The 21,411-nt window shown below is 69.3% G+C and carries 18 protein-coding genes, 5 tRNA genes and 1 pseudogene; 6 read left to right on the top strand and 18 right to left on the bottom strand.

Translation table 11 applies throughout. The features are described 5' to 3' along the window. Positions 1-22: 22 nt before the first annotated feature. Entirely contained in the window at positions 23-1,033 is a 1,011-nt protein-coding gene (locus ACFY93_RS24840; protein ID WP_391362901.1) for an NAD(P)H-dependent glycerol-3-phosphate dehydrogenase, read from the bottom strand. Next, the gene (locus ACFY93_RS24845) at positions 1,030-1,800 is read right to left on the bottom strand and encodes a 1-acyl-sn-glycerol-3-phosphate acyltransferase (protein WP_391362902.1); all 771 of its coding nucleotides are present in this window, start codon (positions 1,798-1,800) and stop codon (positions 1,030-1,032) included. Before ACFY93_RS24845 ends, ACFY93_RS24840 begins: the two co-directional genes overlap by 4 nt. A 145-nt stretch (positions 1,801-1,945) precedes the next feature. Between ACFY93_RS24845 and cofC the strand changes: the two genes are divergently transcribed. Beyond that, positions 1,946-2,611, top strand: coding sequence for a 2-phospho-L-lactate guanylyltransferase (cofC, locus tag ACFY93_RS24850; RefSeq protein ID WP_391362904.1), 666 nt, complete (start codon positions 1,946-1,948; stop codon positions 2,609-2,611). 240 nt (positions 2,612-2,851) lie between these two features. After that, positions 2,852-3,055 carry a hypothetical protein gene (locus ACFY93_RS24855; protein ID WP_391362906.1) on the top strand — a complete coding sequence of 68 codons (204 nt, stop codon included), beginning with the start codon at positions 2,852-2,854 and terminating at the stop codon, positions 3,053-3,055. An 87-nt stretch (positions 3,056-3,142) separates the two neighbouring features. On the opposite strand, the gene ACFY93_RS24860 is transcribed toward ACFY93_RS24855, so the two are convergent. From ACFY93_RS24860 to leuC, 4 genes are all read right to left on the bottom strand, one after another. Continuing rightward, positions 3,143-3,796, bottom strand: coding sequence for an HU family DNA-binding protein (locus ACFY93_RS24860; RefSeq protein ID WP_391362908.1), 654 nt, complete (start codon positions 3,794-3,796; stop codon positions 3,143-3,145). 138 nt (positions 3,797-3,934) lie between these two features. Continuing rightward, a complete protein-coding gene (locus tag ACFY93_RS24865) occupies positions 3,935-4,165 on the bottom strand; it encodes a hypothetical protein (RefSeq protein ID WP_391362910.1) in 231 nt (76 codons plus the stop codon). Positions 4,166-4,472: 307 nt separating this feature from the next. Further along, positions 4,473-5,066: a 3-isopropylmalate dehydratase small subunit gene (leuD, locus tag ACFY93_RS24870; protein WP_391362912.1), complete on the bottom strand. Its 594-nt coding sequence runs from the start codon at positions 5,064-5,066 to the stop codon at positions 4,473-4,475. Between the two features lie 6 nt (positions 5,067-5,072). Then, positions 5,073-6,506, bottom strand: a complete 1,434-nt coding sequence (leuC, locus tag ACFY93_RS24875) for a 3-isopropylmalate dehydratase large subunit (protein WP_391362915.1) — start codon at positions 6,504-6,506, stop codon at positions 5,073-5,075. Positions 6,507-6,698: 192 nt separating this feature from the next. Between leuC and ndgR the strand changes: the two genes are divergently transcribed. Continuing rightward, positions 6,699-7,415 (top strand): IclR family transcriptional regulator NdgR, encoded by a 717-nt coding sequence (ndgR, locus tag ACFY93_RS24880; protein WP_286064918.1) that lies wholly within the window; start codon positions 6,699-6,701, stop codon positions 7,413-7,415. A gap of 148 nt (positions 7,416-7,563) precedes the next feature. On the opposite strand, the gene ACFY93_RS24885 is transcribed toward ndgR, so the two are convergent. Continuing rightward, positions 7,564-8,103: a monooxygenase family protein gene (locus ACFY93_RS24885; protein WP_391362918.1), complete on the bottom strand. Its 540-nt coding sequence runs from the start codon at positions 8,101-8,103 to the stop codon at positions 7,564-7,566. Positions 8,104-8,184: 81 nt separating this feature from the next. Between ACFY93_RS24885 and ACFY93_RS24890 the strand changes: the two genes are divergently transcribed. Further along, positions 8,185-8,829 (top strand): MerR family transcriptional regulator, encoded by a 645-nt coding sequence (locus ACFY93_RS24890; protein ID WP_391362920.1) that lies wholly within the window; start codon positions 8,185-8,187, stop codon positions 8,827-8,829. 59 nt (positions 8,830-8,888) lie between these two features. On the opposite strand, the gene ACFY93_RS24895 is transcribed toward ACFY93_RS24890, so the two are convergent. The 7 genes from ACFY93_RS24895 to ACFY93_RS24925 all read right to left on the bottom strand — a co-directional run bounded on the left by ACFY93_RS24895 (position 8,889) and on the right by ACFY93_RS24925 (position 11,039). Next, a tRNA-Glu gene (locus tag ACFY93_RS24895) sits at positions 8,889-8,961 on the bottom strand. 20 nt (positions 8,962-8,981) lie between these two features. Further along, positions 8,982-9,053 (bottom strand) — tRNA-Gln (locus tag ACFY93_RS24900). 22 nt (positions 9,054-9,075) lie between these two features. Then, positions 9,076-9,148 (bottom strand) — tRNA-Glu (locus ACFY93_RS24905). 62 nt (positions 9,149-9,210) lie between these two features. After that, positions 9,211-9,283 (bottom strand) — tRNA-Glu (locus tag ACFY93_RS24910). Between the two features lie 41 nt (positions 9,284-9,324). Then, positions 9,325-9,396: transfer RNA gene (locus ACFY93_RS24915), tRNA-Gln, on the bottom strand. An 89-nt stretch (positions 9,397-9,485) separates the two neighbouring features. Beyond that, on the bottom strand, positions 9,486-10,220 hold the full coding sequence (locus ACFY93_RS24920) for an HAD-IA family hydrolase (RefSeq protein ID WP_391362922.1): 735 nt from the start codon (positions 10,218-10,220) through the stop codon (positions 9,486-9,488). Between the two features lie 123 nt (positions 10,221-10,343). Then, complete coding sequence (locus ACFY93_RS24925; RefSeq protein WP_391362924.1) at positions 10,344-11,039, bottom strand: transferase; 696 nt, start codon at positions 11,037-11,039, stop codon at positions 10,344-10,346. Between the two features lie 85 nt (positions 11,040-11,124). Here ACFY93_RS24925 and ACFY93_RS24930 point away from each other — a divergent pair, with 85 nt between their 5' ends. After that, on the top strand, positions 11,125-12,000 hold the full coding sequence (locus ACFY93_RS24930; RefSeq protein ID WP_391362926.1) for a glycosyltransferase: 876 nt from the start codon (positions 11,125-11,127) through the stop codon (positions 11,998-12,000). Here ACFY93_RS24930 and ACFY93_RS24935 read toward each other — a convergent pair. After that, entirely contained in the window at positions 11,997-13,115 is a 1,119-nt protein-coding gene (locus ACFY93_RS24935; RefSeq protein ID WP_391362929.1) for an NAD-dependent epimerase/dehydratase family protein, read from the bottom strand. The genes ACFY93_RS24930 and ACFY93_RS24935 overlap by 4 nt on opposite strands. A gap of 157 nt (positions 13,116-13,272) precedes the next feature. On the opposite strand from ACFY93_RS24935, the gene ACFY93_RS24940 reads away from it, so the two are divergent. Then, the gene (locus tag ACFY93_RS24940) at positions 13,273-14,598 is read left to right on the top strand and encodes a multiprotein-bridging factor 1 family protein (protein WP_391362931.1); all 1,326 of its coding nucleotides are present in this window, start codon (positions 13,273-13,275) and stop codon (positions 14,596-14,598) included. A gap of 210 nt (positions 14,599-14,808) precedes the next feature. Here the strand turns inward: ACFY93_RS24940 and ACFY93_RS24945 are convergent, their stop codons facing one another. The 3 genes and pseudogenes from ACFY93_RS24945 to ACFY93_RS24955 form a co-directional block, all read right to left on the bottom strand. After that, a complete protein-coding gene (locus ACFY93_RS24945) occupies positions 14,809-18,399 on the bottom strand; it encodes a DEAD/DEAH box helicase family protein (RefSeq protein ID WP_391362933.1) in 3,591 nt (1,196 codons plus the stop codon). A 203-nt stretch (positions 18,400-18,602) separates the two neighbouring features. Beyond that, positions 18,603-19,817, bottom strand: a complete 1,215-nt coding sequence (locus ACFY93_RS24950) for a restriction endonuclease subunit S (RefSeq protein ID WP_391362935.1) — start codon at positions 19,815-19,817, stop codon at positions 18,603-18,605. Next, positions 19,814-21,307 (bottom strand): annotated as a pseudogene (locus ACFY93_RS24955) (N-6 DNA methylase). The gene ACFY93_RS24950 and the pseudogene ACFY93_RS24955 overlap by 4 nt, the downstream one beginning before the upstream one ends. Positions 21,308-21,411: the final 104 nt, after the last annotated feature.

Below are 21,411 nucleotides of genomic sequence, written 5' to 3' on the forward strand. Positions count from 1 at the left end.
GGAGGACCGCCCGGGCCCGTCGCTAGCGGCGTTCCGGCTTGGCGCTGCGGGACATCAGTTCCTTGAGGGCGACCACCGGGGGCTTGCCCTCGTGGACGATGCCGACGACCGTCTCCGTGATGGGCATGTCGACGCCGTGCCGGCGGGCCAGGTCCAGTACGGACTCGCAGGACTTGACGCCCTCGGCGGTCTGCCGGGTGACCGCGATGGTCTCCTGGAGCGTCATGCCCTTGCCGAGGTTGGTGCCGAAGGTGTGGTTGCGGGAGAGCGGCGAGGAGCAGGTCGCCACCAGGTCGCCGAGGCCCGCAAGGCCCGAGAAGGTCATCGGGTCGGCGCCCATGGCGAGCCCGAGCCGGGTCGTCTCGGCGAGGCCGCGGGTGATGAGCGAGCCCTTCGCGTTGTCGCCGAGGCCCATGCCGTCGGCGATGCCGACGGCCAGGCCGATGACGTTCTTCACGGCGCCGCCGAGTTCGCAGCCCACCACGTCGGTGTTGGTGTAGGGGCGGAAGTACGGCGTGTGGCAGGCGGTCTGCAGCCGCTGGGCGACGGCCTCGGAGCGGCAGGCGACGACGGCGGCGGCCGGCATCCGGGCGGCGATCTCGCGGGCCAGGTTCGGTCCGGTGACCACGGCTATCCGCTCGGCGTCCACCTTGGCGACGTCCCGGACGACCTCGCTCATCCGCATCGCGGAGCCGAGCTCGACGCCCTTCATCAGCGAGACGAGGACGGTGCCGGGGTGGAGCAGGGGCGTCCACTCGGCGAGGTTGGCGCGCAGCGTCTGGGAGGGGACCGCGAGGACGGTGAAGTCGGCGTCGCGCGCCGCGGCCGCCGCGTCGGTGGTGGCGCGCAGGTTGCCGGGGAGTTCGACACCCGGCAGGTAGTCGGGGTTCGTCCGGGTGGAGTTGACCGCCTCGGCGAGTTCGGCGCGACGCCCCCACAGGGTGACGTCGCACCCCGCGTCGGCGAGCACCATGCCGAAGGCCGTGCCCCACGATCCGGTCCCGAAGACCGCGGCCCTGACCGGCTTGCTCACGTGCCCTGCCCCTCTTCCTGCCGTGTCTTGTCCTTCGCCGCGGCCCTGCGGCGCTGTTCGATGCGCACCTGGCGCGGGTCGTAGGGCGTCTCGGGCGCCTTCTCCCCGCGCAGCACCTCCAGCTGGGCGGTGACCGCGGCCATGATGGTCTCGGTCGCCTCCTTGAGGAGTTCGGGGGTCATCTCCCGGCCGTAGAAGTCCGAGAGGTCCACCGGGGGGCCCGCGATGACGCGGCTGGTCTTGCGGGGCAGGAGGTTCGGCTTCCTGGCGTACGGCGGCAGCAGTTCGTTGGCGCCCCACTGGGCGACCGGGATGACCGGGCACCGGGTCTGCAGGGCGACCCGCGCGGCACCGGTCTTGCCGGTCATCGGCCACCCGTCGGGGTCGCGGGTGAGGGTGCCCTCGGGGTAGAAGGCGACGCACTCGCCGCGCTCCACGGCGTCGATCGCGGCCCGGAAGGCGCTGAGGGCGTCGGTGCTCTCGCGGTACACGGGGATCTGCCCGGTGCCGCGCATCGCGGCACCGACGAATCCCTTGTCGAATAGCCCGGCCTTCGCCAGGAATCGCGGAACGCGCCCGGTGTTGTACTGATAGTGGCCATACGCGAACGGGTCCACGTGGGAATTGTGGTTCACCGCCGTGATAAATCCGCCCTCGGCCGGAATGTTCTCCATTCCTCGCCAGTCCCGCTTGATCAAAACCACCAGGGGCGGTTTGCACAGGACCGCTGCGAAGCGGTACCAGAAGCCGATTCTGCGGCGGGGCACGCGTGCACCTTCCTTCTCTGGCCTGGGGGGCCGCACAAGTGTCGCCCCAGGCCGCCGGTCTGTCGAGAACACCGTACGCCCCGGCCGCGGGAGGGCCGGGTCCGTCACGTCACAATGGGCGCGACAAGGGAGGGACGGAGCACACGTGCGGTGGACCCTGGTCGTACCCCTCAAATCACTGGCTCGGGCCAAGAGCCGGTTGGCGGACACCGCCGGGGACGGACTGCGCCCCGGCCTCGCCCTGGCGTTCGCCGAGGACACCGTGGCGGCGGCGCTGGGCTGTGCGGCGGTGCGTGGTGTGGCAGTCGTCACGGACGATCCGCTGGCCGGGCCGCGACTGGCCGCGCTCGGCGCCCGGATCGTCCCCGACGAGCCGGCCGGGGGCCTGAACGCCGCGCTCGCGCACGCGGTCTCGGTGGTGCGCCTGAACAGCCCGCAAAGCGCCGTCGCGGCACTGAACGCGGATCTTCCGGCTCTGCGGCCGCCGGAATTGGCCCGGGTGCTCGACGCGGCCGCCGAATTCCCCCGCGCGTTTCTCGCGGATGCCGTCGGAAGCGGCACGACCCTGCTGTCCGCGGGGCCCCGTCACGCGCTGCTGCCGGCTTTCGGTACGGATTCCCGGGCCCGGCACCGGACGTCGGGAGCAGCGGAACTCGAACTCGGCGCGGTGGATTCCGTCCGCCAGGACGTGGACACCGGCGCCGATCTGCGGGCGGCGCTCGCGCTGGGCGTCGGCCCGCGTACGGCGGCGGCCGCGAGGGCGCTGGGGTCTGCCCGGCGGATCAGGTCGCAGGGAATCAGCGGTGCCTGATCAGCGCTGGTGAGCGGGGACCGGTGCGTGCAGCTGCAAGGCGGAGGAGGAGATCAACGCGATGGGGGTCCCCCGCGCGAGCGAAGTCGAGCGTGGGGGAGTTGGTGACCGACGACAACGCCGGAGGGGGTACCTCCCTGGTCGAGCGAGGCCGAGACCTTGGGGGAGGGCGTGCCAGTGCCCGCGTCTGCGGCATGATCCGCCGGACAGACCCTGATCCCGGGCCAGTAGGCTGCGGCCATGCAGGCGACCGCGTACACGTACGACTCCGAGACCCGCAGCGGCCAGGTGCTGCTCGACGACGGCACGCCGGTGCCCTTCGACGCCGCGGCGTTCGACGCGGGCGGGCTGAGGCTGCTGCGTCCCGGGCAGCGGGTGCGCGTGGAGACCGAGGGCGAGGGCGAGGCCCGCCGGATCACGCTGGTGACCCTGCAGACGTTCTGACCACGGGCGGCGGCCGGTGCCGCCGCCGCACGCCGCGGGCCGGGCTCCCCGAGGGAGCCCGGCCCGGTGCGTGAGTACCCCTGTGCCCTACTTCTTGCGGGCGGTGGTCGCCTTGGCGGTGGTCTTGCGGGCGGCCGACTTCTTGGCCGGGGCCTTCTTGGCGGTCGCCTTCTTCGCCGGGGCCTTCTTGGCGGTGGTCTTCTTGGCCGTCGTCTTCGAGGCGGCCGTCGTGGTCTTCTTGGCGGGCGTCTTCTTGGCGGTGGTCTTCTTCGCCGCGGCCGTGGTCGTCGTCTTCTTCGCCGCCGCCGTCGTCTTCTTGGCGGCTGCCTTCTTCGCGGCGGCCGTGGCCGTCGTCTTCTTCGCGGTCGCCTTCTTCGCGGCGGCCTTCTTGACCGTGGCCGAGGCACCGCCGGAGAGGCTGCCCTTGGGGGCCTTCTTTACCGCGACGTCGTTCTTCGGGAGCTTCTTGGAGCCGCTCACCAGGTCCTTGAAGCCCTGGCCCGCGCGGAAACGCGGCACGGACGTCTTCTTGACCCGGACACGCTCCCCGGTCTGCGGGTTGCGGGCGTAGCGGGCGGGACGGTCGACCTTCTCGAAGGAACCGAAGCCGGTGACCGAGACCCGGTCCCCGCCGACAACGGCACGCACGACGGCGTCCAGTACCGCGTCGACCGCGTCGGCGGCCTGCTGACGCCCGCCGACCTTGTCGGCAATCGCTTCTACGAGCTGCGCCTTGTTCACGTCTTCCCCTTCGGAGACATTGCCAGAACGAATGCGTTCAAGCTTTTTCGCACGTTAGGCAGATATATACCGCAAATCAAACACGAAACGGGCTAATCACCCTTGTGCCGCAACGAACTCGGGCTGTCGCGGAGCTCCTCAGCGTTCCTCTTCGGGGATTCGGCCCTCGTCGAGGTCGGCGGTGAAGCGCTCCAGACGCCGCGCCGCGCCGGCGAGATCGTGTTTGGCCGCGGCCGTAATGACCAGCAGCTTCCGGGTCAGCGCCATCCGTACGCCCTCCGGGACTTGCAGTGCGCGCACTCTTGTGTGCGCTTCCTTCAGCCGGTTCGCGACCGCCGTGTAGAGCTCGAGTTGGCCGTCGTGTCCCATGCACAGATTGTGCCATCTGGGGCGAGTTGTCGCCTGCCCAGGGGGTAACTGCCGTCTCCCGAAGGCCCGCCGCGCGCCTCGTCGCCACACGCGGACGGCCTTCGTGTACCCCGCCAAACTCCCATGTAACAAGGGGAGTTGTAGAGCGAGGAAGCGGCTCGCCGACCGCTTCGGGGGCAGATACGGCTGTACCCCCAACCGTCCACGATTGGGGGTACAGCGGGGTGTTGCGGTGGCTGGAATCAGTCTTGCGCCGATCGCCCTTCGGCCTGTCGGCGTGTCCGCCCGGCCGCCGGCGGCCGGCGGGTCAGGCCTGGAGCGTCCGCGGCTTGTACGAGGGGCGCTTGGACTCGTACGCGACGATGTCCTCCTCGTTCCGCAGGGTGATGGAGATGTCGTCCAGCCCGTTCAGCAGCCGCCAGCGGGAGTTCTCGTCCAGCTCGAAGGAGGCGGTGACGCCCTCGGCGCGCACCTCGCGGTCCTGGAGGTCGACGGTGATCTCGGCCTGCGGGTCCCGCTCGGTCAGCTCCCACAGCGCGTCCACGATCTTCTGCTCCAGCACGACCGTGAGCAGGCCGTTCTTGAGCGAGTTGCCGCGGAAGATGTCGGCGAAGCGCGAGGAGATCACGGTCTTGAAGCCGTAGTTCTGCAGCGCCCAGACGGCGTGCTCGCGCGAGGAGCCCGTACCGAAGTCGGGACCGGCGACCAGGACCGTGGCGCCCGCGCGCTCGGGCTGGTTGAGGACGAAGGAGGAGTCCTTGCGCCAGGCCTCGAACAGCCCGTCCTCGAAGCCGTCCCTGGTCACCTTCTTGAGCCAGTGGGCGGGGATGATCTGGTCGGTGTCGACGTTGCCGCGGCGCAGCGGGACGGCCCGGCCGGTGTGCGTGGTGAATGCTTCCATGACTGCTCAGACTCCAGCGGGCGTACGGTCGGCGGACGCGTCGGACAGATCGGCCGGGGAGGCCAGGTGGCCCAGTACGGCCGTGGCGGCTGCGACCTGCGGCGACACCAGGTGCGTACGGCCGCCCTTGCCCTGCCTGCCCTCGAAGTTGCGGTTGGAGGTGGACGCGGAGCGCTCGCCGGGTGCCAGCTGGTCGGGGTTCATGCCCAGGCACATCGAGCAGCCCGCGTGCCGCCACTCGGCGCCGGCCTCCTTGAAGACGACGTCCAGGCCCTCGGAGACGGCCTGCAGTCCGACCCGCGCGGAGCCGGGGACGACCAGCATCCGTACCCCGTCGGCGACTTTGCGGCCCTCGACGATCGCGGCGGCGGCGCGCAGGTCCTCGATGCGGCCGTTGGTGCAGGAGCCCACGAAGACGGTGTCGACCGCGATCTCGCGCAGCGGCTGCCCGGCGCTCAATCCCATGTACTCCAGGGCCTTTTCGGCGGCCAGGCGCTCCGAGGCGTCCTCGTACGAGGCCGGGTCGGGGACCTCGGCCGAAAGGGGGGCGCCCTGGCCCGGGTTGGTGCCCCAGGTGACGAACGGCGAGAGCGCGGCGGCGTCGATGAACACCTCGGCGTCGAAGACCGCGTCGTCGTCCGTCCGCAGCGTCTTCCAGTACGCGACGGCGGCGTCCCAGTCCTCGCCCTCGGGGGCGTGGGCACGGCCCTCGATGTAGTCGAAGGTGGTCGCGTCGGGGGCGATCATGCCCGCGCGGGCGCCCGCCTCGATCGACATGTTGCAGATGGTCATCCGCGCCTCCATCGAGAGCTTCTCGATGGCCGAGCCGCGGTACTCCAGGATGTAGCCCTGGCCGCCGCCGGTGCCGATCTTCGCGATGATCGCGAGGATCAGGTCCTTGGCGGTGACGCCGTCGGGCAGCTCGCCGTCGACGGTGATCGCCATGGTCTTCGGGCGGGCCAGCGGCAGCGTCTGGGTGGCCAGCACGTGCTCGACCTGCGAGGTGCCGATGCCGAACGCCAGCGCGCCGAAGGCGCCGTGCGTGGAGGTGTGGGAGTCGCCGCAGACCACGGTGGTGCCCGGCTGGGTCAGGCCCAGCTGCGGGCCCACGACGTGGACGACGCCCTGTTCGACGTCACCCAGCGAGTGCAGCCGCACGCCGAAGTCGGCGCAGTTCTTGCGCAGCGTCTCCAGCTGGGCGCGCGAGACCGGGTCCGCGATGGGCTTGTCGATGTCGAGGGTCGGGGTGTTGTGATCCTCGGTCGCGATGGTGAGGTCGAGCCGGCGCACGGCACGGCCGGTCTGCCGCAGGCCGTCGAACGCCTGCGGGCTGGTCACCTCGTGCAGCAGGTGCAGATCGATGAAGAGGAGGTCGGGCTCGCCCTCGGCGCGCCGGACGACGTGGTCGTCCCAGACCTTCTCCGCGAGTGTCCTACCCATCGCTTTCCCTCCGGCCGGCCTGTGTGGCGCCGGCCCAACTAGAGATTTCAGGGGTGGCACCCGCCCGTACCCCTCGTACCGGGCGGCTGCCGCCGGGCCCGTTTGGTCCGCGGGCCGCTGTGCTTACCAGAGTGGCGCGTTCCACGGAAAATTGAACTTGCGTTTCACAGAGTGAGACGGGAGTATCGTTTCATGGACAACAGTAGCGGCGTCGGCGTTCTGGACAAGGCAGCCCTTGTCCTGAGCGCACTGGAGTCCGGTCCGGCCACCCTCGCGGGTCTGGTCGCGGCCACCGGACTCGCACGACCCACGGCACATCGCCTCGCCGTGGCACTTGAGCACCACCGCATGGTGGCGCGGGACATGCAGGGCCGGTTCATCCTCGGCCCGCGGCTGGCCGAGCTGGCCGCGGCCGCCGGTGAGGACCGGCTGCTCGCCACGGCGGGCCCGGTGCTCACGCACCTCAGGGACATCACGGGCGAGAGCGCCCAGCTCTACCGCCGTCAGGGAGACATGCGCATCTGTGTCGCCGCGGCGGAGCGTCTGTCCGGTCTTCGGGACACGGTCCCGGTGGGCTCCACGCTCACCATGAAGGCGGGCTCCTCGGCGCAGATCCTGATGGCCTGGGAGGAGCCGGAGCGTCTGCACCGCGGCCTCCAGGGCGCCCGCTTCACGGCGACGGCCCTCTCGGGCGTACGGCGCCGGGGATGGGCCCAGTCGATCGGCGAGCGCGAGCCGGGGGTCGCCTCCGTCTCCGCGCCGGTGCGCGGCCCCTCCAACCGCGTGGTGGCCGCGGTCTCGGTCTCCGGGCCGATCGAGCGGCTGAGCCGTCACCCGGGCCGGATGCACGCCCAGGCGGTCATCGACGCCGCCGCCCGTCTCTCCGAGGCCCTGCGCCGCACGGGCTGACCCCGCGCGCACGGCCCCGGCACACGTCCACATCACGTCCACGTCTCGGGGAAGGGCCCGCCTCAACGCCGCGGCAGGCTCTCCCCCGACCTCGACTTCACCAGGCCATCGACCCCGGCCGTGGCCGCAGCCCCCGGCCGTGGCCCGCTCAGGCCGTCCCGGCCGGCTCCTGCGACTGCGCCCCCGCCCGGCCCGAGCGGTGCGCGAAACGGTCCTTCGCGCGCCTGCCCCGCCGTTCGAGCGGCACCTGTCCGTGCGCCGCCGCGAGCCCGAAGGCCGGCATGTCCGCGTAGATCGACTCGTACGAGCCCTCGGGCACGACGTACGTCTCGTGCCACAGCCCCACGTGCCCCCGCGCCTTCCCCTCCTTCTCCTTGCGGTTGAGCATCGCCCACGCGCGGCGGTGGAACATGTCGGGCGCGTGGGCGTACGCGTAGAGCTTCTCCTTGGACTCCCAGTACTGGACGACGTAGTACGTCCGCGGTGAGGCCGTCAGCAGGACGTGCCCCAGAAGTCCGCGTTCCGGGTCCTTCGCCAGCTCGCGCAGCATGCGCGGCATCGCGAGGAAGACCGGCAGCCAGTGGCGCACGGCCCAGAAGTGGTTGATCCGCATGCCGATCAGCAGGACGGTCACGTCCCCTTCGGCGTCGGCGGTGGTACGGCCCTCGGTGACGGGCTTCCCCGGCATGTCGCCTCCCCGTGTTGGTGAGCCGCACTGTCCAAGTGCGACTGATTAGATAGTGGCGGTATCCGAGAAGGAGCGCAAGGGATGCGACTGGCCGACCTGAGCAAGCACAGCGGAGTGTCCACCGCGACGATCAAGTACTACCTGCGGGAAGGACTGTTGCCGCCGGGCCGGCAGATCAACGCGACCACCGCCGAGTACGACGAGGCCCATCTGCGCCGGCTGCGACTGGTGCGGGCGCTGATCCAGGTGGGCAAGGTGCCGGTGGCGACGGCCCGGGAGGTGCTGGGGCACGTCGACGACGACTCGCTGGGCCGCACCATCCGGCTGGGGGCCGCCCTGTGGGCGCTGCCGCAGGACGCCGAGCCGGACGAAGGCGATCCGGCGGTGGCCGCCGCGCGGACCGAGGTGGACCGCCTGCTGGAGATGCTGGGCTGGGAGACCGCCCGCGAGATGGCCCCGCTGTCCCCCGTGCACCGCTCCCTGGTGGTGGCGGTGGCCGCGCTGCGCCGCCTGGACTATTCGTGGGACGCGGAACTGATGGCGCCGTACGGCGAGTTGATGCTGGAGGTCGCCCGGCGGGACCTGGACTTCATGGAGACCCACGCCTCGGAGGCGGAGAAGGTCGAGATGGCGGTCGCGGCGGCGGTGCTCTTCCAGCCGGTGCTGCGGGCCCTGCACCGGCTGGCGCAGGAGGAGGAGTCGGCGCGGCGGTACGGCATCGAGTGAACGCCGGGGAACGCCGAAGGGGGCTCCCGCCGAAGCGGGAGCCCCCTGGGGACTTCACGTACCCCCGACCGGATTCGAACCGGCGCTACCGCCTTGAGAGGGCGGCGTGCTAGGCCGCTACACAACGGGGGCAAGGATCACGCGTGATCCAGCTGGGCTACCAGGACTCGAACCTAGAACAACGGAACCAGAAACCGTCGTGTTGCCAATTACACCATAGCCCAATGGTGGTATAGACCACCGAAGTACCCCCGACCGGATTCGAACCGGCGCTACCGCCTTGAGAGGGCGGCGTGCTAGGCCGCTACACAACGGGGGCCCTAGCGATCCTGCATGAGAGTCAGCGGGTGCGACCCGAACTGTCCCCCTGGGAAGGATCTGTACCCCCGACCGGATTCGAACCGGCGCTACCGCCTTGAGAGGGCGGCGTGCTAGGCCGCTACACAACGGGGGCCTTGCAGAGATGGCCTCTGCGATGCAGATAAGCTCTGCGAGCTGGCCTACCAGGACTCGAACCTAGACTAACGGAACCAGAAACCGTCGTGCTGCCAATTACACCATAGGCCACTGAGACGCAACCCCGAGGGGATCTTGTCTTAGCTCGCGCTTCCGGTTTCCGGCCTTTCGGCCCGCTCTCCGGCGGCGCAGGAAGAACATTACCCGAAGGTGGACGGGGCTCCAAAACGGGTATCGGCGCCGAGCAGGGCGGGAAGTTCGGAGAGCGAGGCGATGCGGCGCGGTCCGGCCGGCGGGTCGACCCTGGCGTACACACCGCCGCGGTCGATCCACACCGAGAGCAACCCGGCGTCGGCGGCGCCGCGTCCGTCGATCTCCGGATGGTCGCCGACGTAGGCCACCTCGGCCGGGGCGAGGCCGAGGGCGTCGCAGGCCGCGAGGAAGGCCTCGGCCTCCGGTTTGGAGACGCCCAGCTCGGCGGCGCACAGGATGGCCTCGAAGCGGTCGTGCACGCCGAGCACGCGCAGCTTGCGGTCCTGGACGGTGAGGCTCGAGTTGGAGAGCACGGCGTGCCGGTGGCTGCCGGCGAGGGCGTCCAGGACGGGCAGGACGTCCGGGAAGAGGGACCAGGCGGCCTCGTAGTGCGTGACGTACCGCTGGAACCAGTCGTCGGCCTCGGCGTCCGTCAGCTCCGGCCGGCCCAGGAAGACCCGGGTGCGGTCGCGCCGCTGTGTGACGAAGTCCACCTCACCCGCCGAGAAGCGCGCCCACTGCCGGTCGGTGATCTCCCGCCAGCGCACGAGGGCCTCCTCGGCCGACCCGTACCCGGCGAGCAGCCCCTCGGCGACCAGGTGGGCACGCATGCCCTCACGGTCGGCGGTGGTGTAGTCGAAGAGGGTGTCGTCGACGTCCCAGACGACGGCTTTGATCGGCATGCCACCAGCCTAGCCAGGGTCTTCCGTCCGGATCAGAGCGGATCGGGCACCAGGGCCCGCGAGCCGGGCAAGATCCGGACGAGAGGCCTTAGGCCGGAGGGGCGCCGGGTGACCCCTGGCCGGTCAGGCGCGGCGGGTACGTGCGTGGTGGGTGGGGCGGTCGGTGGGGGTGATGGTGTGGTGGCCGGGTACGACCGCGGTCGGGCTGACGGCGGTGTGGGAGTGGATGAGGCAGTCGCGGCCGATGGCGGTTCCGGGTCCGAGGGTGATGCGGCTGCCGGTCTGGACGCGGTCGCCGATGAGGGCTCCGAAGCGGGGGGTGCGGCAGGGGTAGATGCCGTCGGGCAGTCGGAGGAACGTGTCGCGGCTGGGGTGTGTCATGTCGGTGGTGAGGTGGATCGCCGCGGCCATGACGTCGGCGGAGAGGTGGGCGTGGTCGCCCACGAGGGTGCGGTTGAGGCCGACGCGGTGGCCCAGGACGGTACCGGCGCCGAGGTAGGTATTGGTGATCTCGCAGTTGAAGCCGACGCTCGCCCCGGGGGCCAGGAGCGTGTGGCCGCGGACGGTGGTGAACTCCCAGACTCGGACGTGGGCTCCGATGATGACGTCGTCGCCGATGATCGCGGTGGGGTGGATCCGGGCGGTGGGGTGGATGCGGCACGGGAGGGTTTTCAGGGTCTGTGCGTGGAGGTCGGGCCATTGGGTGAGCCATGCGGCCAGATCGCTGGCGGCGAGGCGGGCGTACGGGGTGTGGGTGAGGGCGGGGTCCGCCGGGTTGGTGAGGTAGTTGCCGAGCGGGAGGAACGGTGGGGTGGTCACGCGGTCACCTCCTGTCCGTGTCGGGCGGAGCGGGGTGGGCGGGCCGATAGGCTGCGTCGACCTGGAATCCGATCGGAGTTCACCTGTGAGTCGTCCACGTCTGGGTATCGCGGTCCTGACCATGGGCAACCGGCCTGCCGAGCTGCGGTCGCTGCTGGAGTCGGTGGCCGGTCAGACGCTGCCGGCCGCGCGGATCGTGGTGGTCGGCAACGGCAGCCCCCTGCCGGAGCTGCCCGCGGGCGTGGACGGGGTGGAGCTGGAGGAGAATCTGGGAGTGTCCGGCGGCCGGAACGTGGCCATCGAGCACCTGCGGGCGTGCGGGGACGTGGACGTCGTCGTCGACCTGGACGATGACGGTCTGCTGGTGGACACCGGCGTGTTCGCGAAGCTGACCGAGATGTATGAGGCCGATGAGCGGCTGGGGATCGTGTCGTTCCGGATCGCCGACGAGCACGGTCGCACGCAGCGCCGGCATGTGCCGCGGCTGCGGTCGAAGGACCCGATGCGCGCCGGGGAGGTGACGACGTTTCTGGGCGGCGGGCATGGGCTGTCGATGCGGATGCTGGAGCGGATCGGCGGCTGGCCTGAGAAGTTCTTCTTCGCACATGAGGAGACCGATCTGGCGTGGCGGGCGCTGGATGACGGATGGCGGGTGGTGTACGAGCCGTCTCTGCTGCTGCAGCACCCCTGGACATCACCGGCCCGGCACGCGGTCTACCACCGCATGACGGCCCGCAACCGGGTGTGGCTGGCCAAGCGGAACCTGCCCGCCCCACTGGTCCCGGCCTATCTCGGGGTGTGGGCCCTGCTGACGATGGTGCGGACACGGTCGTGGGACGGATGGCGGGCCTGGGCGGGTGGGTTCGCCGAGGGCGTCCGTGAGTCGGGCGGGCCGCGGCGTCCGATGCGGTGGGCGACCGTGGCACGGATGACGCGCCTGGGCCGCCCACCAGTCATCTAGGCGCTCTGCCCGGCCTCCTGGCGCAGCCAGTCGGGCAGAGCGGCGGGCGTGGCCTTCAGCCAGCGCACATACCGTGCGACCCCGTCCTCAATGGTGATGCCCGGCTGCCAGCCCAGAACCCGTTGCATCAGTGCGGTACCGGCGCAGCCGCCCAGCGGATCACCCGGCGGCATCGGCGTCTCCACCACACGGGTGCCGGGGAAGTGCCCGGCGACCAGGTCGGCGACCGTGCGGATCGTGGTGGGGCGGCCGGTGCCGATGTTGACCGTTCTCCCGTCCGCGGCAGGCTCGGTCAAGGCGCGCAGGGTGCCCTCCGCGATGTCGTCGACATGCACGAAGTCGCGGACCTGGTGGCCGCCGCCGTTGAGGTGCAGCGGGAGCCCGGCCGCTGCGCGGGCCGCGAACCAGGCCACCACCCACGAGTGGCTGCCGGGCTTGATGACCTGCGGCCGGCCGTAGACGGAGAAGTAGCGCACCACGCTGTAGGAGATCCCGGCCGGGCGCAGGATCAGGTCGGTCTGGACCTCGCCGAATACCTTGGTGTTGGCGTACACGGACAGCGGCCGCCGCCGCCGTTCCTCCCCGAACCGGGGCGGCATCTGCCCGTAGACGCTGCCCAGCAGCTCCCGGGTACTGCGGTGTTCGTCTTCGGGTCCGGCCCAGTCGTCGGGGTTGCCGTTGCCGTACACCGACGCCGACGACACGAACACCAGCCGCCTCACGCGGCGGGAGGCGGCGGCCGCGGACAGGACGGTCTGGGTGCCGCTCACGTTGCGGTCGATGGCGTCCTGGGGCAGCCGCGTGCAGGCGGCCACGTCGGCGAGGGCGGCGGCGTGCACAACGTAATCCGCTTTCTGCATCAGCCGGGTCACGAGCGCGGCGTCGCGGATGTCACCGGGGACGACGCTGCCGGGAACGACGCCGAACAGCTCCTGGTAGATCTTGGGCGGGTAGGCGTCCATCGTGCACAGTGCGACCGGGTGGGCTCCCAGTTCGCGTAGACGGCGTGCGATCCGGGAGCCGATCAGCCCCGCGCCCCCCGTCACCAGGACCGTCGCTCCCTCCAGGCCCTCAGGCCTCGTGCCCGCAAGCGAGCTGCCGTGATGTCTCGTCATGGCACCGTGCCCTTTCACCCGTTCCCCTCAGGTACGGACCGACCGGCCCGCCTCCTAGAGGATGGGCACTGCGGCCCGCCGGCACAGGGAGTCCCGGGGGAGTCCCGTTCTGCCCGAACAAGGACCACGCGTGCAGGTCTGGTGACACCCTGAACGGGTGGACGACAGCGATCCTCACCCGCTGACCGCCGCCCGACGTGCCCGTGGCCTGTCCCAGACAGTCCTGGCCGCCCGGGTCCGCCAGGCTGCCGCCCGGCGCGGACTGCGCTCCGGCTGCGACAGGTCCAGGGTTCGCAAGTGGGAGCGGGGCACCGTCCCCGATGCCGACTCCCAGCTCTACCTCGCTGAAGCCCTCGGGCCCCCGCTCGATGCCGTCGCCCTGCCCTGGCCGCACTGGCTTGACGGCACCCCCGACGGAGTTATTCAGCTCACCCCGCGCAGTGCCGTAGCAGCCCTTCGAGAGGCCCTCACCTCCGTGGAACGCCGCACCTTCCTCACCCTCTCCGGCGCCGGACTGACCGGACTTGCCGGCCAATGGGCCGCCTCCTCCCGGCCAGCCGCAGCACTCGCCGGAACGGCCGGACCACCCGACACGGGCGGGGACCTCGTCGGCATCCTGCGCGCCTCCGCCGACCGCCTCACCGCAGCCGGGCCAGCCCACGAACAGCACACCACCAGGCTCCTTGCCGCCCACCTCGGCACTGTCACCGACCTCCTGGAGACCAGCGGCCACCGTCCGGCCACCCTTCAGCGGCTGCACACCCTGGCCGCCGACCTCGCCCACATCCTCGCCTGGCGCCACTTCGACCGCAGCGCCCACCCCCTCGCAGCCAGATACTGGATGGCCGCTCTCCACAACACTCACGCCCTCGGCGACACCGACCGCAGCGCCGGACTCATCTCCGACCTCGCCTATCAGGCTGCCTGGCGCAAGGACCACACCCTCGCCCAAGACCTCCTCGCCCACGCCCTGACCCGAGCCCGCCACCCTGCCGCCCGCAGCCTGCTCAACCTGCGCCTCGCCCGCAGCCTCGCCGCCTCACCCACCCCGGGCCGCACCGCAGCACTCCACGCCCTGCACGCAGCGGAACACGATCTCAACCGGGCCGGGACCGACCGCCCCACCTGGTGCACGTGGATGTCCGAGGCGGACCTCGCTGTCGACACCGGCCAGACACTCCTCGACCTCGGCGACACCCGCCCCGCCCACCAACTCCTCACCCACGGCGAACAGCTGCTGCCCGCGACACGGGACAAGACCCGCGGCATCTTCTTCGCCTACCAGGCCGCCAACCACCTCGCCCACCACGACATCGAACCCGCCGCACACGCCGCTACCGCCGCAGTCGACCTCGCCCGCCGTATCCACGCACCACGCTGCGAACAACTCATCCAGCGCCTCACCCCAGCGTTCCGCCCCTACGCCCACCACCACGCCGTCGGTCACTTGCTGCACCTCGCGGACCATCCCTGCAAGACATGACGGACGCAGGCAAACGGCTGATCGTACCGGTCTGCCCATCAACGGCCCAAGGAGGCCTCGGTGCCGAGTCGTGCAGGTCAGGCCACCCCGGCCACCCGGCAATGGCATTGCGGCACTGGAAGCGACCACTCCTGATGCGTCAGGTCCCCCGACTCATGACCCAACCAACGGGCGACCGGTCGGAACGTCACATAATCCAGCGGGCGGAACCTAGGCAGCGAGCGCCGTGGGCGTGGCCGTCCGCTCCAGTTCCCTGAAGACGATCTTGAGGTCTTCGAGCTCGTCACCTGTGAACAGGTCGTCCGGTCCTCCCGGAGCGAGATCGGCGAACGCGTCCTCATAGAGGTCGCCCAGGCCCAGGACTCCGCGCTTGGCCACCGCGTCGATGATCAGCGTCAGGAAGTCGAGCCGGCGGGAGCTGAACTCCTTGCCCGCGATGAAAGCCTCGAACGCCTTCTGTGCGGCCTGCCGGTCCAGCCCGCACAGCCCTCGCACGAACAGGCCGAGGCCGCCGGAGGACCGCACCTCGTCCAGGTCCTCCGGGGAAGCGATGGCCTCCGTGAGGAAGATCTCCTCAAGGATTGCCAGATCGGCCACAGTGATCTGCTCGTTGAGTCGGAGCTTGCGTACCACCGGCTGGTCCTCGTGGCGGAGGAGGTAGGCCCGCGCCTTCTGCTTGAAGCGCTGCTCGTCCGTGCCCTGGGGCATCCCCTGGATCTCGGCCTCGGTGATGTCACCGAGTTCGTCGACGAAGTCGGTGTAGACGACGTTCCGCTTGACCTTGGGGTCGGTGAGGCGCGCCAGTCGGCGCAGACGGCGCCGCATGTTCTCCAGCATCGGAAGCGTGATGCCGTCCCACCACTCGTCGCCCGCCACCGCCCCCAGCAGTTCGGCCTGTTCGCCGACGGCCGGAATGTTGTTGATCTTGGTGAGCAGGTTGGACGCGATGTCCTGGACCTTCGTGCGCAGCTTGACGAAGTCCTTGCCGTCTTCCAGCGCGGCGAGCTGCAGACCGTACGCCATCAGGTCGAACCGCTTGGCCTCCTCGCCCGTCTCCTCGTCGTCCGGGCGGAACTCGCTGGGCAGTCCGAGCAGGTGGTCGCGGAGCGCGGTGTCCGCGTCGTCGTCCACCCGGTGCCAGCTGCCGAAGTCGCTGAAGACCTCGATCTCCCGGCGGTGGGGGCGGACCAGGAAGTTGTCCAGGTTCATGCCGGTGACGGTGTGGTGCAGTCGGTGGGCCAGCGACCAGCGGATCTCCGCCTCCGTACCGATCGCGTCGGGGCCGGCGTCCCGTGCCGGGTCGGGCTGCTGCCGCTTGTCGAGGACCCGGACCAGGTCGAGCTGGCGCTGGAGGAGCTTCTCGGTGAGGGTGACGGCCCTGCGCCCCTCCGACCGGTCGAGCCGGCTGTTGAAGAAGTCGATGTTGCCGCAGAAGTCGAAGACGTAGAAGTTCTGCTTGCTGTGCTCGGGGTTGTCCGGGTCGGGTCCGTAGAGGGCGGGGCGCAGGCGGGTGCCGCGGCCGATCATCTGCCAGAACTTGGTCTTGGAGAAGACCGGCTTGGCGAAGACCAGGTTCACCACCTCGGGCACGTCGATGCCGGTGTCGAGCATGTCGACGGAGATGGCGATGTCGGGGGCGTTCGGCGGGTTCTTCGGGTTGGAGAAGTCGTCGATGAGGGATTGGGCGTACGTCTCCTTGTACGTGATCACGCGCGCGGTGTGGCCGGAGCCCTGCGGGTAGTTCGCGTTGTAACGCTCCTCTATGTACCGGGCGTGGTCGTTGTTCTTCGCGAAGATGATCGTCTTGCCGAGCCGGTCGCCGCCCTCGACGCGGTGGCCGCGCGTCATCAGCGTCTCCAGCATCTTGTCCACGGTGTCCTCGTTGAAGAGGAACTTGTTCATGTCGTGGCGGCCCACCGCGTCCGGGATGTCACCGTCCTCGGTCCACTCCTTGTCGTCCCACTCGGCCTTCTCCGCCTCGGAGAGGTCGTCGTACCGGATGCCCTGCTCCATGAACTTCAGCGGTACCTTCACCGCCTTGGGGAGCACGAGGTAGCCCTCGGCGGCGGCTTCCTGGAGGTCGTAGGAGTCGGTCGGGACCCCGTCCTCCATGGCGAAGAGCTTGTACGTGTTGTGGTCGATCTCGTCCTTGGGCCTGGCGGTCAGGCCGAGCAGGAGCGAGTCGAAGTAGCGGAACAGCTCGCCGTACTTCGCGTACACCGAGCGGTGCGCCTCGTCGATGACGATCAGGTCGAAGTGTCCGGGCCCGAAGCGGCGGCGGCCCGCACCGTCGACGACGTCGATCTGCTTCATCATCGTCTGGTACGTGGAGAGGTAGACGCGGGCCGAAGCGGCCTTGTCATCGAGGAGGCTGGCCGCGGGGGTGTTCGGCAGGTTCTCCTTGAACGCCTTCATCGCCTGGGTGACCAACGCCTGCCGGTCGGCGAGGAACAGCACCCGCTGCGCCCACCCCGCCTTCATCAGCTGGTCCACGAGGGCAACGGTGGTCCGGGTCTTGCCGGTACCGGTCGCCATGACGAGCAGCGCCTGACGGATCCGGTCCCGCTCGAAGGTCTCGCCCACCCGCTTGATCGCGCGCAGCTGGTAGGGACGGCCGGCGATCTTCTCGTTCACCGGCGTGGACGTGAGGGAGAGGCGTCCGGCGCGCTGGCGGATGTGCCAGTGCAGCTCGTCCTTGGTGAGGAAACCCTGCACCTGGCGGGGCGGGTAGCCGAGGCCGTCGTCCCAGAGGTAGGTCCGGTACCCGTTGGCGTAGAAGATCACCGGGCGGCGGTTGAACTGTGCTTCGAGCGCGTCGGCGTACAGCTTCGCCTGCTGCTGCCCGTCGCGGGCGTCCCGCTGGGTCTTCTTGGCCTCGACGACGGCGAGCGGCTTGCCGTCGTCGCCCCAGAGCACGTAGTCGACGTACCCCTTGCCCGTCTTGGTGGGCATCCCGGTCGCTATCGGGTACTCGGTGTCCTCGCCCGGGGTGAGGAGGTCCCAGCCCGCTTCCTTGAGGAGCAGGTCGATGAAGGCGTCCCGGGTCGCCTTCTCGTCGTAGTCGTGGGTGTCCTGTACGGCCTGGTTGGCGGCCTTGGCGGCGGCGATCTGCGCCTTGAGTTCTTCGAGCTGCCGGGCGAGGTCCGCGTTCTGGGCGCGCTCGGTGGCGAGCTGCTCGGCCTGCTCCTTGAAGCGTGCCTCGTCCTCCGCCTCCTTGGCCTTGAGCTCGGCCTGCTTCAGCGCGCGGGCCTGCGGGGAGAGGGGGCGCGGTACGGCGCTGGTGTCGAACTCCAGCCCGGCGGGCGGCAGCGCGGCACCCTGGCGGGTGTAGGTCCGGGCGAACCAGTAGAGGGAGTGGAACAGCTCCTTGACGCTGGCCTCGGCGACGGTCTTCGGGACCGGGGCGGCCTTGTGTACGGCGTTGTTCCCGTGCCGGCGGATGAGGTCCATCTTGGCGTTGACCGTCGGCCCGACGAGCTGCCGGAAAGTCGGCTCGTGGAGCATCGCCGCGAGGTCCTTTTTGTAGGGCTCGCTGAGGCTGCTGTCCGTGTCGTACATCCAGCGGGCGGCGATCTCGACCGCACGGCGGGCGTAGAAGCAGGCGGCACGGGGGTCGTGGTGGATCAGCCGCTCGGCACGGATCGCCTCGTCGTAGAGGGCGGGCCACTCGGCACGGAGGAAGGCGAAGTTGCCGCCTGCGGTGCGGCTGATGTTGTCGGCGGCGGCTCGGTCGCGGGTGCTCTTGCCGTGGTCGGTCTGACCCCTGCCGTCGCTGGCCTGCCCGTTCTGGTCGCTACCCATGGCGGTGTGGTGTCCCTCTCCCCTGTGGCGGCCCTGTTGTACGGGCCCGGGGCTCGGTGTCCTGGGCCCGCACGAGGCCGACGTGTCCGTCCGTCTCCTATGGCAACGCCACCCGGGGGCCGGGCTCCCCTACCCGGCCGTGGGGGTGGCGTGTGGTGTTGGTGGTGCGGTCGGTGCGGCGCACCGACCGCGGCGGGAGCGGCTTACGCGGCTTCGCCGGGGGCTGCATGATCCCAGAGGGTGCCGGAGAAGGCACGGTGCTGGAGGGAGGTGAAGAGTTCGTCGAGGGCGGCGAGGTGGATCAAGTGGCGCTGTTTGACCTCGCGCAAGTGGTTAAGGCGATTCAAAAATCCCTGCTGCCGCCCCATATCCGGCACCGCGATGGGGTTCTCCTTCACAGCGCCCGTACTGATGGTATTGAGCCCAGAAGTCGTGTTGGCCGAGCTCAGCAAATGACGCCTCCCCACCGCCGAGTTCAGGTACATTTCCACGTACTCGGGAATGAGATACTGGCGATCCACTCGGATACGAATCAAATGATTCTGATGCGTACATACTTCGATGGACCCATCCCATAGCGCAGTACGGCCGATCTCGTTGGCATTCCCATGCCCCTCTACGACGAGTAGGTCACCTTTCACAAGGCGGGTGCGTTCGATCTCTTGCGGAGTCGCCTTGAGTGTCTTGACCTCGTCCAACCGGAGGCGCCCTCTGTAGACGTTCGCAACCCGAAGGTAGGGCACCTCGTGAGGCTTGGTCTTCCGAGCCCCAGAAAGCTGAAGCCCTCCCTGCACTTGGGAGAAGTCGGCCAGCCTCGCCGACTTAGGGAATTCACCGAACATGCCGAGGAAGATGGACTGGGCGAGGTCGTCGAGGAGGACGATGGCCTCGCGGCGCTTGGCGCGGAGGTTGTCGACCTGGTCGAGGACGGTGGCAATACGCTTCTGCTCCGTCAGGGACGGCAATCGCAAGGTCAAGTCGTCAAGGTGCTCGTTGCGCAGGTTATTGATGTTTGCTCCGGCGGCCACCTTGGCGACATGTCGCCGATACGGAGCAGTACGGAAAAAGTGCCCGAAATAGCGAGCGTCAACCGACTCGCACGGGCGAAGCACCTTACAAAACGCTCCGAATGCTCCAGCAAAATCAGCGGTCGCTTGAGCCGCCTTACCAACTGCGGACAAACTGCCGCTCGACGCCGCGATCAAAACATCGCCCCGACGGATCTGCTGCCTCTCCGCCGCCTTTACTGCTGGCACATATACCAGATCATCGAAGCTGATGCCTACCTCTTCGATATTCCCTGCCCGGAGAATCGGAAGATATCCCGGACTGGAATTCGAGACGGCATCACCCTTCCCGTAGGTCACACCACGAATTTGCGTGCTCACGTCACCAATTCGCACTGTGGGTGCACTCACGCCAGGATTCCCTTCAGCTCTTCTGTGCCCTTGGCGATCTCCTCGTTCAGTTGCTCCAGATCCGCCAGGATTTCCCTCGGTGTCCGCGTCACGATTTCGTCATGGACAAATTCCTTGTAGCGGTTCAGAGACAGGTCGTAGCCCTGGGCCACGATGTCCGTCTTGGGGACGCAGAAGCTCTGCTCGGTCCTCGCCCGGTCCCTCTCTGCGCCGTCTCGTTCCTGCCAGCGAGCCAGGACGTCCGGGAGGTTGTTCTTCAGGAGTTCGTCCGGCGTCAGCGGGTCTCCCTGAGGGCGGACGCCCAGGCGCTCCTCCGGAAGCAGCGGGTTGCGCTTGTCGTCCAGGCTCAGGCCGTCCGCCTGCACGTCGTAGAACCAGACATGGTCCGTGCCGCCCGAGTCCGTCTTCGTGAAGAAGAGGATCGCCGTCGAGACACCAGCGTATGGCTTGAAGACCCCGCTCAAGAGCTTAACCACCGCCTGAAGTTGCTAATCCTCCACCAGAATGCGGCGCAGTTGCTTGTGTGCCTTCGTCGAGCCGAACAACACGCCGTCCGGGACGATGACGGCGGCCCGGCCACCGGGCTTCAGGAGCCGCAGGAACAGGGCCAGGAACAGCAGTTCCGTCTTCTTCGTCTTGACGATGCGCTGGAGGTCCACCGCCGTGGACTCGTAGTCCAGGCTCCCCGCGAAGGGAGGGTTGGCAAGGATCAGGGAGTAGCGCTCGGCCTCGCCTGCCGCGCTCTCCGCGAGCGAGTCGCGGTAACGGATGTCCGGGCTTTCGATGCCATGCAGCAGCATGTTCATCGAGCCGATGCGGAGCATCGTGGAATCGAAGTCGAAGCCGTGGAACATCGACTCGTTGAAGTACTTGCGCTGCTCCGCCCCGAGCAGCGCGTCGCGATGTACCCGCTTCACGTACGACGCCGCCTGCACCAGGAAGCCGGCCGTGCCGCACGCCGGGTCGCAGATCTCGTCGCGCGGGCCGGGCTGGGTCATCTCGACCATCAGGTCGATGATGTGGCGCGGCGTGCGGAACTGGCCGTTCTGGCCGGACGTGGCGATCTTCGCGAGCAGGTACTCGTAGATGTCGCCCTTGGTGTCGCTGCTGTCCATGGAAATGCCGTCGAGGAGGTCGACAACCTTCGCCAGCAGGTTGGGCCCCGGGATCGTGAACCGGGCGTCCTTCATGTGGTGGGAGTACGTCGATTCGTCCCCGCCCATGCGGCGCAGGTACGGGAAGACGCCGTCGGCGACGAGCCCGTACATGATCTCGGGGTCCTTGACCTTGAAGTTCTGCCAGCGCAGATCCTGCTGGTCGTCCGAGAAGAAGGGGTTCGGGTCTGGCTTGCCCGTCGCGGTCGCCTTGCGGTCCTTGCGGGTCTGGATCTCGTCCAGCCGCTTGATGAAGAGCAGGTACGTGATCTGCTCCATCACCTCCAGCGGGTTGGCGATGCCACCGGACCAGAACGCGTCCCAGACGCGCCCCACCTTGCTCTTCAGTGAGCGTTTTCAACGGGACCACTGATCGGGTGACGCCGGTCAGGTCGAGGTGAGGACCGCAACGCACAAGGCTCCCGTGCCGTTGGTGGAGG

The sequence above is a fragment of the Streptomyces sp. NPDC008313 genome (assembly GCF_042956125.1).
Classification (GTDB): domain Bacteria; phylum Actinomycetota; class Actinomycetes; order Streptomycetales; family Streptomycetaceae; genus Streptomyces.

Excerpts from the sequence above, each read along its gene's own strand:
- ACFY93_RS24855 (WP_391362906.1), top strand. The coding sequence starts at position 2,852 with ATGCAGGCGACCGCGTACACGTACGACTCCGAGACCCGCAGCGGCCAG.
- ACFY93_RS24865 (WP_391362910.1), bottom strand. The coding sequence starts at position 4,165 with ATGGGACACGACGGCCAACTCGAGCTCTACACGGCGGTCGCGAACCGG.
- leuD (WP_391362912.1), bottom strand. The coding sequence starts at position 5,066 with ATGGAAGCATTCACCACGCACACCGGCCGGGCCGTCCCGCTGCGCCGC.
- leuC (WP_391362915.1), bottom strand. The coding sequence starts at position 6,506 with ATGGGTAGGACACTCGCGGAGAAGGTCTGGGACGACCACGTCGTCCGG.
- ndgR (WP_286064918.1), top strand. The coding sequence starts at position 6,699 with ATGGACAACAGTAGCGGCGTCGGCGTTCTGGACAAGGCAGCCCTTGTC.
- ACFY93_RS24885 (WP_391362918.1), bottom strand. The coding sequence starts at position 8,103 with ATGCCGGGGAAGCCCGTCACCGAGGGCCGTACCACCGCCGACGCCGAA.
- ACFY93_RS24890 (WP_391362920.1), top strand. The coding sequence starts at position 8,185 with ATGCGACTGGCCGACCTGAGCAAGCACAGCGGAGTGTCCACCGCGACG.
- ACFY93_RS24920 (WP_391362922.1), bottom strand. The coding sequence starts at position 10,220 with ATGCCGATCAAAGCCGTCGTCTGGGACGTCGACGACACCCTCTTCGAC.
- ACFY93_RS24935 (WP_391362929.1), bottom strand. The coding sequence starts at position 13,115 with ATGACGAGACATCACGGCAGCTCGCTTGCGGGCACGAGGCCTGAGGGC.
- ACFY93_RS24945 (WP_391362933.1), bottom strand. The coding sequence starts at position 18,399 with ATGGGTAGCGACCAGAACGGGCAGGCCAGCGACGGCAGGGGTCAGACC.